The sequence below is a fragment of the Streptomyces sp. NPDC048514 genome, assembly GCF_043199955.1.
Lineage (GTDB): Bacteria > Actinomycetota > Actinomycetes > Streptomycetales > Streptomycetaceae > Streptomyces.
Window position 1 is genome coordinate 126,853 of the sequence record NZ_JBICWT010000007.1, and the last position, 12,514, is coordinate 139,366.

14 protein-coding genes and 1 tRNA gene are annotated in these 12,514 nt (G+C 71.8%); 9 read left to right on the top strand and 6 right to left on the bottom strand.

Annotated features, from left to right (window positions below):
* The first annotated feature begins 175 nt into the window (after positions 1-175).
* The 3 genes from ACGFT2_RS17080 (at position 176) to ACGFT2_RS17090 (ending at position 2,670) form a co-directional block, all read left to right on the top strand.
* Positions 176-1,180, top strand: coding sequence for a hypothetical protein (locus tag ACGFT2_RS17080; RefSeq protein ID WP_393278644.1), 1,005 nt, complete (start codon positions 176-178; stop codon positions 1,178-1,180).
* Between the two features lie 151 nt (positions 1,181-1,331).
* Entirely contained in the window at positions 1,332-2,060 is a 729-nt protein-coding gene (locus ACGFT2_RS17085) for a molybdopterin-dependent oxidoreductase (protein ID WP_393278646.1), read from the top strand.
* Positions 2,044-2,670 carry a cytochrome b/b6 domain-containing protein gene (locus ACGFT2_RS17090; RefSeq protein WP_393278648.1) on the top strand — a complete coding sequence of 209 codons (627 nt, stop codon included), beginning with the start codon at positions 2,044-2,046 and terminating at the stop codon, positions 2,668-2,670. The genes ACGFT2_RS17085 and ACGFT2_RS17090 overlap by 17 nt, the downstream gene beginning before the upstream one ends.
* Before the next feature lie 124 nt (positions 2,671-2,794).
* Here ACGFT2_RS17090 and ACGFT2_RS17095 read toward each other — a convergent pair whose 3' ends face one another.
* The gene (locus tag ACGFT2_RS17095) at positions 2,795-4,192 is read right to left on the bottom strand and encodes a GntP family permease (protein WP_393278650.1); all 1,398 of its coding nucleotides are present in this window, start codon (positions 4,190-4,192) and stop codon (positions 2,795-2,797) included.
* 38 nt (positions 4,193-4,230) lie between these two features.
* Entirely contained in the window at positions 4,231-4,749 is a 519-nt protein-coding gene (locus tag ACGFT2_RS17100) for a gluconokinase (protein WP_393278652.1), read from the bottom strand.
* 140 nt (positions 4,750-4,889) lie between these two features.
* Between ACGFT2_RS17100 and ACGFT2_RS17105 the strand changes: the two genes are divergently transcribed.
* Positions 4,890-5,591, top strand: coding sequence for a FadR/GntR family transcriptional regulator (locus ACGFT2_RS17105; RefSeq protein ID WP_393278654.1), 702 nt, complete (start codon positions 4,890-4,892; stop codon positions 5,589-5,591).
* A 6-nt stretch (positions 5,592-5,597) separates the two neighbouring features.
* Here the strand turns inward: ACGFT2_RS17105 and ACGFT2_RS17110 are convergent, their stop codons facing one another.
* Complete coding sequence (locus ACGFT2_RS17110) at positions 5,598-5,981, bottom strand: YchJ family protein (RefSeq protein ID WP_393278656.1); 384 nt, start codon at positions 5,979-5,981, stop codon at positions 5,598-5,600.
* Between the two features lie 191 nt (positions 5,982-6,172).
* Between ACGFT2_RS17110 and ACGFT2_RS17115 the strand changes: the two genes are divergently transcribed.
* Positions 6,173-6,484, top strand: coding sequence for a dsRBD fold-containing protein (locus ACGFT2_RS17115; RefSeq protein WP_393278658.1), 312 nt, complete (start codon positions 6,173-6,175; stop codon positions 6,482-6,484).
* 12 nt (positions 6,485-6,496) lie between these two features.
* Here ACGFT2_RS17115 and polX read toward each other — a convergent pair whose 3' ends face one another.
* Positions 6,497-8,224 (bottom strand): DNA polymerase/3'-5' exonuclease PolX, encoded by a 1,728-nt coding sequence (polX, locus tag ACGFT2_RS17120; protein WP_393278660.1) that lies wholly within the window; start codon positions 8,222-8,224, stop codon positions 6,497-6,499.
* A gap of 66 nt (positions 8,225-8,290) precedes the next feature.
* Positions 8,291-8,378 (bottom strand) — tRNA-Leu (locus tag ACGFT2_RS17125).
* Positions 8,379-8,684: 306 nt separating this feature from the next.
* On the opposite strand from ACGFT2_RS17125, the gene ACGFT2_RS17130 reads away from it, so the two are divergent.
* From ACGFT2_RS17130 to ACGFT2_RS17140, 3 genes are all read left to right on the top strand, one after another.
* Entirely contained in the window at positions 8,685-10,010 is a 1,326-nt protein-coding gene (locus ACGFT2_RS17130; protein ID WP_393278662.1) for a M20/M25/M40 family metallo-hydrolase, read from the top strand.
* Between the two features lie 145 nt (positions 10,011-10,155).
* Positions 10,156-10,389: a chaplin ChpH gene (gene chpH / locus ACGFT2_RS17135; protein WP_393278664.1), complete on the top strand. Its 234-nt coding sequence runs from the start codon at positions 10,156-10,158 to the stop codon at positions 10,387-10,389.
* 145 nt (positions 10,390-10,534) lie between these two features.
* Positions 10,535-11,374: a chaplin gene (locus tag ACGFT2_RS17140; protein ID WP_393278666.1), complete on the top strand. Its 840-nt coding sequence runs from the start codon at positions 10,535-10,537 to the stop codon at positions 11,372-11,374.
* Between the two features lie 134 nt (positions 11,375-11,508).
* Here ACGFT2_RS17140 and ACGFT2_RS17145 read toward each other — a convergent pair whose 3' ends face one another.
* A complete protein-coding gene (locus ACGFT2_RS17145) occupies positions 11,509-11,697 on the bottom strand; it encodes a DUF5703 family protein (RefSeq protein WP_393278668.1) in 189 nt (62 codons plus the stop codon).
* A gap of 47 nt (positions 11,698-11,744) precedes the next feature.
* Here ACGFT2_RS17145 and ACGFT2_RS17150 point away from each other — a divergent pair, with 47 nt between their 5' ends.
* Positions 11,745-12,431, top strand: coding sequence for a hypothetical protein (locus tag ACGFT2_RS17150; protein WP_393278670.1), 687 nt, complete (start codon positions 11,745-11,747; stop codon positions 12,429-12,431).
* Positions 12,432-12,514: the final 83 nt, after the last annotated feature.

Sequence of the window (12,514 nt, forward strand, 5' to 3'; positions counted from 1 at the left end):
AGTCGCCGGCCCCATCGCCGCCTGCGCCGCAGCGATCCGCTTTGCGGCCCCTCCGGACCGGCGGTCGGTCTCCTGGCCCTCAAGTACCCTGCCGAACACGGTAGTTGAAGCTGGCAACATGGGCATTCCGCTTGACGTGATCCTTGGCTGAGGGTTTGCTGTGCGTGATCGGTCGATGGCAGCCCGAGAAACAGGAAGTCCCGCGGTGCCTCCACTCCCGCCTCTGCTCCACCCTCGCCGGGCCCCCACGGACCAGTCCGGCGACACCGGCCCGGACGGCTGCGGTGCCTTCGACGACGCACTGGACGACGCCGAACTGCGCATCGCACGAGCCGCGTTGTCCCAGGGCCGGCGGCAGGCCGCCCGTTCCCTGCTGCTGCACACCGGTGACGACTGGGACCGCCGCGGCCACCGCCTCACCGTGCTCGCCCGGGAACCGTACGCCGCCGCCTGGGCGCACGACTGGGTCCGGACCGAACCCGGCTCCGCCGACGCCGCCACGCTGTACGCCCTGGCCCTGGTCCGGCGTGCCCTGCGCGGCAAGGAGGACCCCGACGAGGCCCGCGAGGCCTGTGCCGCGGCCGCCGGACTCGCCCCCGCCGACCCCACGCCCTGGCTCGGCCTTCTGATGCTCGCCCGCAGCCTGGGCCCGGAGCGCGAGGTGCTCGGCACCTTCGCCGAGCTGCGCCGCCGCCACCCCGAGCACCACCACGCCCACCATCTGCTGATCGCCCGCCTCGCCGAACGGCCCGCCGGCGGCCGCGCCGAGTCCCACGAGGTGTACGACCTCGCCGAGTCGGCCGCCGCCGAGGCCCCGGCCGACTCCCCGCTGGCCGTCCTGCCGGTCGTCGCGTACGCCGAGCGCCACCGCGTCCTCGCCGCCACCCGCCGGGGGCCGGCCGGCCCCGCCGCCTGCGGGCACTGGTCCGGCCCCCGGGCCCGCAGGATCCTGCGGGCCGGCTTCGACTGGTGGCTGGAGTGGGAGCACGACGAGCACCCCCGCCATCACCTCGATCTCAACCACCTCGCCTTCGCCCTGTCCTGCGCCGGCCGTCCGGCCGAGGCGGCGGTCCTCTTCCAGCGCATCGGTGAGCACACCACCCCGGTGCCCTGGGCGTACGTGCACGGCGACCCGTCGGCGGCCTTCCACGCGGCCCGCGCCCGGGCGCTCGGGCACTGAGCGACGGAGGTTCCGCACAGACCCGAGGGCCCGCTGAGACGGACGTCTCCGCGAGACGTACGTGAGAGACGTACGCGAGAAGTGATTACAGAACTCTGACCGACTTCCCCGTTCCCTGGCCCCGCGGGGCCCCGAGTGCTCGAATGACCACGTGAACCCTGAACGATCCGAGGAGCCGGACGGCCGGCCGATCGGCCGCCGCGTCTTCCTCGGCACCCTCGGCCTGGGCGCGCTCGGCGTGGTCTCCGCGCCGACGCTGCAGCACGGCCTCGAAGGTTTCTTCGGCGCGGTCGCCGGCAAGGACCCCACCGGCCTGACCGGCCTGCTGCCCAACGGCGGAGGCTTCCGCTACTACTCCGTCGCCGCCTCCGTGCCGCACAGAACCGCCGCGGACTACCGACTCACCATCGACGGCCTGGTCGACCGTCCGCGCGGCTACACCCTCGCCGACCTGCGCGCCCTGCCGCAGACCCGGCTGGTCAAGGACGTTCAGTGCGTCACCGGCTGGCGGGTCCCCGGCACCCCCTTCGAGGGCGTCCGCCTCTCCGACCTGCTGGACGCCGCCGGGGTCCGGTCCTCCGCCAAGGCCCTCCGCTTCACCTGCTTCGACGGCACCTACACCGAGAGCCTCACCCTCGACCAGGCCCGCCGGCCGGACGTCCTGGTCGCCCTGCGCATGCAGGACAAGGACATCGGCCACGACCACGGCGGTCCCGTCCGCCTCTACGTCGCCCCGATGTACTTCTACAAGTCGGCCAAATGGCTCTCCGGGATCACGGTCACCGACCAGGTGAAGCCCGGCTACTGGGAGAACCTCGGCTACGACGTCGACGCGTGGGTCGGCCGCTCGAACGGACGCACCGATGCCCCTACGAACTGAGACCCCGGCCCCGCCGAGCGCCCGGGTCCGCCGCTTCAGCCGGGCCGAACGCTGGGTGCACCGCACGACGGCGGTGCTGATGGGCGTGTGCGTGGTGACCGCGGCCGTCCTGTACGTCCCGCAGCTGGCGGTCATGGTCGGCCGCCGCGCACTGGTCGTGCGGGTCCACGAGTGGGCGGGTCTGGCGCTGCCGGTGCCCGTCCTGCTGGGCCTGGCCTCCCGCGCCTTCCGCACCGACCTGCGCTTCCTCAACCGGTTCGGCCCGCACGACCGGGTCTGGCTGCGCGCCGCCGTGCGCCGGGACAAGCGCTGCTCCTCGCGTCCGGCCGGCAAGTTCAACGCGGGCCAGAAGATCTACGCGGCCTGGATCGCCGGAGCGACACCGGTGATGCTCGGGACGGGCCTGATGATGTGGTTCACCCATCTCACACCGCTGATGTGGCGCACCTCGGCGACCTTCGTCCACGACTGGCTGGCCCTGACGATCGGCGTGGTCCTGGCGGGCCACGTCGGCATGGCCCTGGGCGACCCGGAGGCGAGGAGGGGCCTGCGGACAGGGACGGTCAGCAGAGACTGGGCGGACCGCGAACACCCTCTGTGGCGCCCCTGACCCCCGCCCCGGACACCCACCCGACGCCGCACGGCCGACTCGAACACGGCCGTGCGGACGGCACCGGGGAGTTCCGCCGCGGCCTCGGCCGAAGCGGGGGCGAGCCGTCACCGTCGAATCGCTCCTAGACCACCAGCGACAGCAGCAGGATCAGGCCCCCGGCGACCACCGAGATGATCGTCTCCATCACCGACCAGGTCTTGACGGTCTGCCCGACGCTGAGCCCGAAGTACTCCTTCACCAGCCAGAAACCGGCATCGTTGACGAAGCTGAAGAAGAGCGAACCGGCGCCGATGGCGAGGACCAGCAGGGCGGTGTGGGTCGTCGACATGTCGGCCGCGAGCGGCGCGACCAGACCGGCCGCCGAGACCGTCGCCACCGTCGCCGAGCCGGTCGCCAGCCGGATCACCACCGCGATCAGCCAGCCCAGCAGCAGCGCCGGGATCGACCAGTCCCTGGAGACGTCCAGGATCATCTGACCCACGCCGGAGTCGATCAGCGTCTGCTTGAAGCCGCCGCCCGCGCCGACGATCAGCAGGATGCCGGCGATGGGCATCAGACCCTTCTCGACGGTCCGCTGCAGCCGGTCCCTGGTGAATCCGGCGGGCCGCCCCAGGGTGAAAAAGCCGACCAGCACGGCGGCGAGCAGGGCGATCAGCGGGGAGCCGATGACATCGAAGACTCGCTGGGTGCGGTTCGCCGGATCGTCGATGACGATGTCCACCAGCGCCTTGGCCAGCATCAGCACCACCGGCAGCAGCACGGTGCCGAGCGTCGCGCCGAAGCCCGGCCGGCCCTTCAGCTCCTCCGAGGGCCGCTGCGGCAGCATCCGGTCGGGGGCCGGCACGTCCACCCAGCGGGCCGCGACCTTGGAGAACAGCGGGCCGGCGACGATCACCGTGGGAATGGCGACGAGGATGCCGAACGCCAGGGTCACGCCCAGGTTGGCGTGCAGCGCGTCGATCGCCACCAGGGGGCCGGGGTGCGGCGGGATCAGGCCGTGCATCACCGACAGACCGGCGAGGGCCGGGATGCCGATGCGCATCAGGGAGTAGTTGCCCCGCTTGGCGACCATCAGCACGACCGGGATCAGCAGCACGATGCCGACCTCGAAGAACAGCGGCAGGCCGATCACGGAGGCGATCAGCACCATCGCCCACGGCATGGCACGCCCGCTCGCCCGGGCCAGGATCGTGTCGACGATCTGGTCGGCGCCGCCGGAGTCGGCGAGCAGCTTGCCCAGGATCGCCCCGAGCGCGATCAGGACGCCGACGCCGGCCACGGTGCTGCCGAGCCCGGTGGTGAAACTGGTGATGGCCTTGTCGAGCGGTGCTCCGGCGACCGCCCCGAGCACCAGGGACCCGACGGTCAGGGCCAGAAAGGCATGGAGCTTGAACTTGGTGATGAGCAGGACGATCACGGCGATGCCCACCAGGACGGCGATGCCCAGCTGGGCGTGTCCGGCGGAGGTGATCGGCGGAGGCGCGTCCGCTGCCAGCATCTCGACGCTGAGTCTGGTCACGGGGGTTCCCTTGCGGTTACGGGGACTTGTTGGGGCTGCTACGCGGATGCGGAGGGAAGGGCGTCCAGCGCGCGTACGGCGCGTTCGGTGATCTCCTGCGGGCTGCCGCCGACGTCCACGGACACGCCCGCCTCGTCCTGCTCCAGCGGCTGGAGCGTGGCGAACTGGGAGTCCAGCAGCGCGGTCGGCATGAAATGCCCCTGGCGCTGGGCCATCCGGTCCTCGATCAGCTTCCGGTCGCCCGTGAGGTGCAGGAACACCGCCCCCGGGGCCACGGCCCTGAGCCGGTCGCGGTACGCCCGCTTCAGCGCCGAGCTGCTGACCACCCCGCCGAGCCCGGCCCGTCCGTGCGCCCAGTGCCCGATGGCGTCGAGCCAGGGCCACCGGTCGCCGTCGTCGAGCGGGGTGCCGGCCGACATCTTGTCGATGTTGGCCTGCGGGTGGAAGTCGTCGCCCTCGGCGTACGGGACGCCCAGCCGCGCGGCGAGCAAGGGACCGATCGTCGTCTTGCCCGTCCCCGCGACGCCCATCACCACGACGACCTGGGGGGTACGCATCACTGCCTCGCTGTCTTCCTCGACATCCGACGCCACATCGGCGTCGCCACACTGAAACCCATTAGGTACGACGAATTCAAGAGACTGTGACGCATAAGTCTGACTTTTTGTCTCCGTGATCCACGCCGTACGCTGAGTGCATGACCACTCCGGGCCGCGGGTTGCACGGCCGCGTTCTCGACTCCCTCGGCCCAGCGATCACGGCGGGCGAGTACCCGCCCGGCAGCGTTCTGCGCACGGACGAACTCGCACAGCACTTCGAGGTGTCGCGGTCCGTGATGCGCGAGGCGGTCCGGGTGCTCGAATCCATGCACCTGGTCGAGTCCCGCCGCCGCGTGGGCGTGACGGTCCGCCCCAGGGCCGAGTGGAACGTCTACGACCCGCAGGTCATCCGCTGGCGCCTGGCCGGCGCCGACCGCCCCCACCAGCTGCGCTCCCTGACCGTGCTGCGGTCCGCCGTCGAACCGGTCGCGGCGGGCCTCGCCGCGAAGCACGCCACGGCGCAGCAGTGCGCGGAACTCACCGAGTGCGCCCTCGGCATGGTGGCCAACTCACGCGGCCACAAGCTGGAGAAGTACCTGGTCCACGACGTCGCCTTCCACCGGGTCGTCCTGAGTGCTTCCGGCAACGAGATGTTCGCCCGCCTCGGCGACGTCGTCGCGGAGGTGCTGGCCGGCCGCACCCACCACGAGGTCATGTTCGAGGACCCCGACCCGGCCGCCGTGACCCTGCACGTCCAGGTCGCGGAGGCGATCCGGGCCGGCGACGCGGTCCGCGCGGAGGAACTGACCCGGCAGATCACCGTGGGCGCACTCCAGGAACTGGACATCCTGGCGCCCTGACCGGCGTTACGCGCGCTCTTCGGGGAACTCCCCGTCCACGTACACCCACGCCCCGCCCACCCGCTCGAACCGGCTGCGCTCGAGCAGCGAGCCGCCCCGGTAGGAGGCGCGGAACGTCACCGTGCCCGTGCTGTGGAAGGCGGTTCCGCCCGTGCCGCCGAGGATCTCCAGACCGGTCCACCTCGTCCGGGGATCCAGGTCCAGTTCCTTCGGCCGGGTTTCCGGATGCCACGTCCGCAGCAGATAGCCCGCGTCCCCCTTCACGAACGCGGCGTACCGCGACCGCATCAGCGCCTCCGCGGTCGGCGCGGCGGCCGAGCCCGCGTGGAACCGGCCGCAGCAGGCGTCGTAGGGCTGGGGGAGTCCGCAGGGGCAGGAACGCGTGGTCATGCGTCACATTCTGCAACCCCCCGCACGCGAGGGTGGTGGCGCCCGTCACCGCGGGCCGCCGGCTCGGATGCCCGGACCTCCCGCCGCCTCTGCCACGAACCCTGCGGACGGCGCTCGGCCGGTGCACAGTGGAAGGGATGACGCGCCGGTGCGTCACCCGGGCCCGCCACGCAGTGAGGGAGAGACGGACGATGACTCGACCCGTGAACAGCCGTCCCGCGTCCGTCAAGGAATGGCGGCTGAACCTGTACCTGTCCGAGCACGACCCCGACACCACGGCCCGGATCATCCTCGACACCGGCGACAACGTGCTGGAGAGCTGCGCGGAGGCCCGCCGCAGCCCCTACGACCGGGCGATGCCCGACATAGGCGACGAACTCGCGGCCGGACGCGCCCTGATCGCCATGGGCCGGCTGCTGATGCGCGCGGCGGAAGGCGACATCCAGGCGATGGGAGCCGCCGAGACCACAGCACCGGCCGGTCTCTGGCAGCCCCGGGAATGACGCCCCCGCCGCTCAGGCCCGGCCCGCCTTGCGCAGGAACCGGCGCAGCCGGGACAGCGGCCACGCGTTGATCACGTCCTCCCGGGTGAGCCAGCCGCGCCGCGCGGTGCCGACGCCGTAACGCAGCTGCGCCAGGTGCGGGACCGAGTGGGCGTCGGAGTTCACGGCGAACCGCACCCCGTACGCCCTGGCCCGCAGGATGTCGTCGTCGCACAGGTCGAGCCGGTCCGGCTGAGCGTTGACCTCCAGCGCGGTGCCCGAGCGCGCGCACGCCGCGAACACCGCCTCCCAGTCCGCGTCCACCCCCGGCCGCCTGCCGATCAGCCGGGCCGTGGGATGCCCGAGCACATTGACGTACGGGTTCTCGCAGGCCCGCACCAGCCGGCGGGTCATGGCCGAGCGGTCCTGGTCGAAGCGGGAGTGCAGCGAGGCCACGCACAGATCGAACCCGGCCAGGAACTCCGGCGGCCAGTCCACCTCGCCGTCCGGGCCGATGTTCAGCTCCGTGCCGTGCAGCAGCCGCATTCGGCGGTGGACACCGTCCAGCTTCCGCAGCAGTTCCCGCTGGGCGAGCATCTTCTCCCGGGTCATACGCTGCATGGACAGATCCGGAGCGTGGTCGGTGACCGCGTAGTAGGCGAGCCCACGCCCGGCGGCGGCCTCCACCATCACCTCGAGCGGGGCCAGCCCGTCCGTGAGGTCGGTGTGGGTGTGCAGGTCACCGCGGAGGTCCCGCTCGGTCACCAGCTCGGGCAGCTCCCCGCGCAGGGCCGCCTCGATCTCCCCGCGGTCCTCCCGCAGCGCCGGCGGGATCCACGGCAGCCCGAGCCGGGCGTACACCTCCTCCTCGGTGCGGGACGCGATCGACTCGCCGCTCCCGGTGTCGAACAGGCCGTACTCGGACAGCTTCAGCCCCTGGCGCACGGCGAGGGTGCGGGTGCGGATGTTGTGTGCCCTGGAACCGGTGAAGTACTGCATCGCGGCGCCCCAGGAACGCGGCGGCACCACCCGCAGATCGACCTGGAGCCCCTTGCCGGTGCGCACCGACGTCTTCTTCGTACCCCGCGCGACGACCTCGGCGACGGCCGGCAGCTCGCACAGCGCCGCCATGAACGGTGCCGACCGTTCCGCCGCGACCAGGACATCCAGATCCCCGACGGTCTCCCGCATGCGGCGCAGGGACCCGGCGCAGGCGCAGCGCCCACCGCCCGGCACCGCCGACAGCGCGGCGACGATCTCCTCGGCCGTGTCCATCGCCGCCGGCAGCAGCACCCGGGCACCCGACCGCCGCAGCAGCTCGATGCCGTGGCGGATGTTCTCCTGCGTCTTCTCGCCGAAACCCCGCAGATCGGCCAGCGCGTCCGCGTCGATGGCCGCGGCCAGCTCGCTCACCGACGAGATGCGCAGATCCTCGTAGAGCCGCAGCGCCTTCCTGGGACCCAGCGTCGGGATGGCGATCAGCTCCCGGACCCCGGCCGGGACAGCCGCCCTGCGCTCCTCGACCACCGCCATCCGCCCGGTGCGCAGGTACTCGACCACCTTCTCGGCGATCGACCGCCCCACGTTCGGGATCTCCCTGAGCCCCGCGGCGTCCATCCGCGAGATGTCGGCGGGATGGCCGCCGATGGCACGCGCAGCCTTCTCGTAGGCACGCGCCTTGAAGGCGTCGCCTCCCGTGATCGCGACGAGGTCGGCGTACTCCCGCAGGAGCGCCTCGACCTCCTCGTTGCGCCGGGCCACCCCTCGAGTCTACGAAGCCCGGCGTGCCGGGGCACGAAGAAGGCCCCCGCACCGCGGGGGCCTCACTGGTGTCCGAGGGGGGACTTGAACCCCCACGCCCGATAAAGGGCACTAGCACCTCAAGCTAGCGCGTCTGCCATTCCGCCACCCGGACAAGGTGTCTGTCGTGCGAGCTTCCCTCGGTGGGGTCTTCCTCGCGGCGACGAAGGAAACATTACCAGGCTTCCGGGGGTGGCCGATCACCCCCCGTCCCCGGTCCCGCCCCCGGCGCCGTCGGGCGTGAACGGCGTGTGACGGGCCGGGACCGGTCTTGGGCCCGGGGCGGACGCGGAGGGAGGATGAGGAGGTACGGCAGGACGGCCCCGGAACCACGGCGGGCCGGACGGCCGGCGGACAGCGGTCAGTGACAGCGGGCCGGACGGCCGGCGGACAGCCGGCAGTGACAGCGGGAGGAAGCAGCGTGAGCGAGACGGACACGGGCAGGAGCGTCACCGGCGAGGACGAGGTCGTGGACCTCTGCCGCGAGCTGATCCGGTTCGACACCAGCAACTACGGCGACCACTCCGGACCCGGTGAGCGCAAGGCCGCCGAGTGGGTCGCCGAGAAGCTCGCCGAGGTCGGGCTGGAGCCGAAGATCTTCGAATCGCACCCGGGGCGCGCCTCGACGGTCGCCCGCATCGAGGGCGAGGACCCGTCCCGGCCCGCGCTGCTGATCCACGGCCACCTCGACGTCGTGCCCGCCAACGCCGACGACTGGACCCACCACCCGTTCTCCGGGGAGATCGCCGACGGGTGCGTGTGGGGACGCGGGGCCGTCGACATGAAGGACATGGACGCCATGACGCTCGCGGTCGTGCGCGACCGGCTGCGCAGTGGGCGCCGGCCCCCGCGGGACGTCGTGGTCGCCTTCCTCGCGGACGAGGAGGCGGGCGGCACCTGGGGCGCCCGGCACCTCGTCGACCATCACCCCGAGCTGTTCGAGGGCGTCACCGAGGCGATCAGCGAGGTGGGCGGCTTCTCCTTCACCGTGAACGAGCAGCGGCGGCTCTACCTGATCCAGACGGCCGAGAAGGGCATGCACTGGATGAAGCTGACCGTGGCCGGGACCGCCGGGCACGGCTCGATGATCCACCGCGACAACGCCATCACCGAACTGTCGGAGGCCGTCGCCCGGGTCGGCCGGCACAAGTTCCCGGTGCGGGTCACCAAGACCACGCGGGCCTTCCTCGACGAGCTGGGTGACGCGCTCGGCACCGAACTGGACCCGGAGGACATGGAGTCCACCCTCGCCAGGCTCGGCGGCATCGCCAAGCTGATCGGCGCGACGCTGAGCAACACCGCCAACCCCACCCAGCTGAACGCCGGGTACAAGGTCAACGTCATCCCGGGCGAGGCCACCGCGCATCTCGACGGACGCTTCCTGCCGGGCCACGAGGAGGAGTTCCTCGGCGACCTCGACCGGCTGCTCGGGCCGCACGTCCGCCGCGAGGACGTGCACTCGGACAAGGCGCTGGAGACCACCTTCGACGGAGCGCTGGTGGCGGCCATGCAGTCCGCACTGCTGGCCGAGGACCCCGCCGCGAAGGCGGTCCCGTACATGCTCTCCGGCGGCACCGACGCCAAGTCCTTCGACGACCTCGGTATCCGCGGCTTCGGATTCGCGCCGCTGAAGCTCCCGCCGGAGCTGGATTTCGCCGGCATGTTCCACGGTGTTGACGAACGGGTGCCGGTGGACGGTCTGCAGTTCGGTGTGCGCGTGCTCGACCGCTTCATCGACGGGTCGTGACGCCCTGTCCTCAGGTAATCGGGCAGTCGTACGAGATCTGCTGAGAAGGGTGAATGCGACCATAAGCTCGTAGCTCCATTAGTTCCTCCTCGTTACAGGTGATGCGATCAGCTAATTGTGATCGCATTGCCAACGAGGAGGAACAATGATCAAGAAGGTCGTCGCTGCTGCGGCTGCTACCGGTGGGCTCGTTCTGGCGGGCGCGGGCCTGGCCGTCGCCGACTCCGGTGCTCAGGGTGCCGCCGTGCACTCCCCGGGTGTCGTCTCCGGCAACGTCATCCAGGTGCCCGTGCACATCCCGGTGAACGTCTGCGGCAACACGGTCAACGTGATCGGGCTCCTGAACCCCGCCTTCGGCAACACCTGCTTCAACAAGTGACGCCGGCTCCCTGAGGAATCGTCTTACACGAGCCGTCGGCCTCGGAGCACGCGCCATGCGCTCCGGGGCCGACCGGTCTTTTTTATGCCGGTCCTTTTTTCGGACCGGTCGTTCAGAGGGAATCGAAGGCAGGGGGGAATTCAGCATGCGACAGGGCACCCGCAAGGGCCTGATGACCATGGCCGCGGCGACCGGTGTGATCGCCGCCGCGAGCGGCTACGCGCACGCCGACTCGGGCGCGGCGGGCACCGCCACCGGCTCACCCGGCGTACTGTCCGGCAACACGGTGCAGGTGCCGGTGCACGTGCCGCTGAACGTCTGCGGCAACACCGTGAACGTGGTCGGGCTCCTCAACCCGTCCGCCGGCAACAAATGCGCCCACCACGGCGGCACTTCGGGGGGATACGGCGACACGGGCGGCCACACCGGCTCCGGCGGCTCGCACGCGGGCGGCCACACCGGCGGCTCGCCGGGCGTGGGCTCCGGCAACACGGTGCAGGTGCCGATCGACGTCCCGGTGAACGTCTGCGGCAACAGCGTGAACGTCATCGGTGCCGGGAACGCCACCACGGGCAACGACTGTGCCAGCGGTGGCGGCCACACCACCCCACCCGGAAAGCCGGGCCACCCGGGCCATCCCGGTGAGCCTGGGCACCCCGGGCATCCGGGCCATCCCGGTCAGCCTGGGCACCCCGGTCAGCCCGGAAACCCGGGTCAGCCGGGCACCCCCGGCCATCCCGGTCAGCCGGGCAGCCCCGGCACCCCGCAGCAACCGGGCGGGCCGGCACACCCCGGCACGGGCCCCGCTGTGGATGGCTCGACCCATAAGGGTGCGTCGCAGGTCAGGGCGCAGAGTGACGGCTCGTCCGGCGCCCAGCTCGCGCACACCGGCGGCGATGTCCCGCTGGGCCTCGCGCTGCCGGTCGGCGCGGGCGCGCTGCTCGCGGGCGCGGTGCTCTACCGCAAGGCGCGGGCCGCGGCGTAGCGGCTGGGCCGGGCCCGAAAGGCGGCATGTGCGGTCCGGGGCTGTTCGGCCCGGCGTGCACGGTCACGCCTGCCGGCACCGGCGGAGCGGGCCCCGCCATGCCGGCGGGGGCCGCTCCGTTCATCTCCGTCGTCTCACCAGGTGGCTCGCACCTGGCGGATGATCCGCCGGCGCAACCGCACCTTGCGGCTGCCGTCCCGCAGCAGGCTCAGTCGGTCCAACTCCCAGTGTCCGTACTCGGCATGGTCCGTCAGCAGGCGTGCGGCCTCTTTGCGGGTCACCCCGCGAGGCACATACACGTCGACAAATTCGTATTCCGGCATCGCATCTATTGTGCGGGCTGGTGCCCGGTACGGATAGCGTCTGCACTATGTCTGATGCTGCGCAGCCCACCGCTGCCGAGGTACGTGCCGCCGCCGAGGCGGTCAAGACCGCGCTCGACCGTCACCTGGCGGCGGTCGAACGCAGGTCGGGGGAGGACGACCCGGCCGTCTCCGAGGCGTTCAACCAGCTGGCCGCGGCCGCCGAGGCGTACGACGAACTGCTCTACGACCGCTATGACGAGGTCACCCCCTTCGAGATCCCGGGCACGGAGGACACGCTGCCGCCGTACGCGGGCCCCGAGGAGCCGAACGCCCTCAGCGTGCTGATCCGCCGCGACTACACCGTGGCGGAACCCCAGCGGCTGCTGGCGCAGGCCCAGCGGGTGGAGGCGGCCGAGTACGAGGACACCGGCGGCGACGGCGAGGGTGCCGCCGCCACGATCCCCGGCGCGCTGGGGATCCTCTTCGGCGAGTTCGAACCGGACGAGATCGCCTCCCGGCACACGGAGTTCGGTCTGGAGGAGGGCGACTCCACGCTCTGGGTCACCGCGGCGGACGAGGCTCCCGAGGCCGGGGAGTGGCTGGATGCCCCGTTCGAACAGGCCGACCAGCAGCAGGTGGTGTGCCGGTTCGACGTCAGCGCCGTCTTCGACGACGAGGACGAGTCCGACGAGGAAGACGATCTCGAATTCGTCGAGGACGAGGACCTGGAACCGCTCGACACCGAGAAGTGAGGAGCGGGGCGGTGCCGTAGGGCCCGAGAGCGGTACGGCTCCGGCCCGGCCGCGCTCGCCGGGTCCTGCCCGGGTTCCGCCGG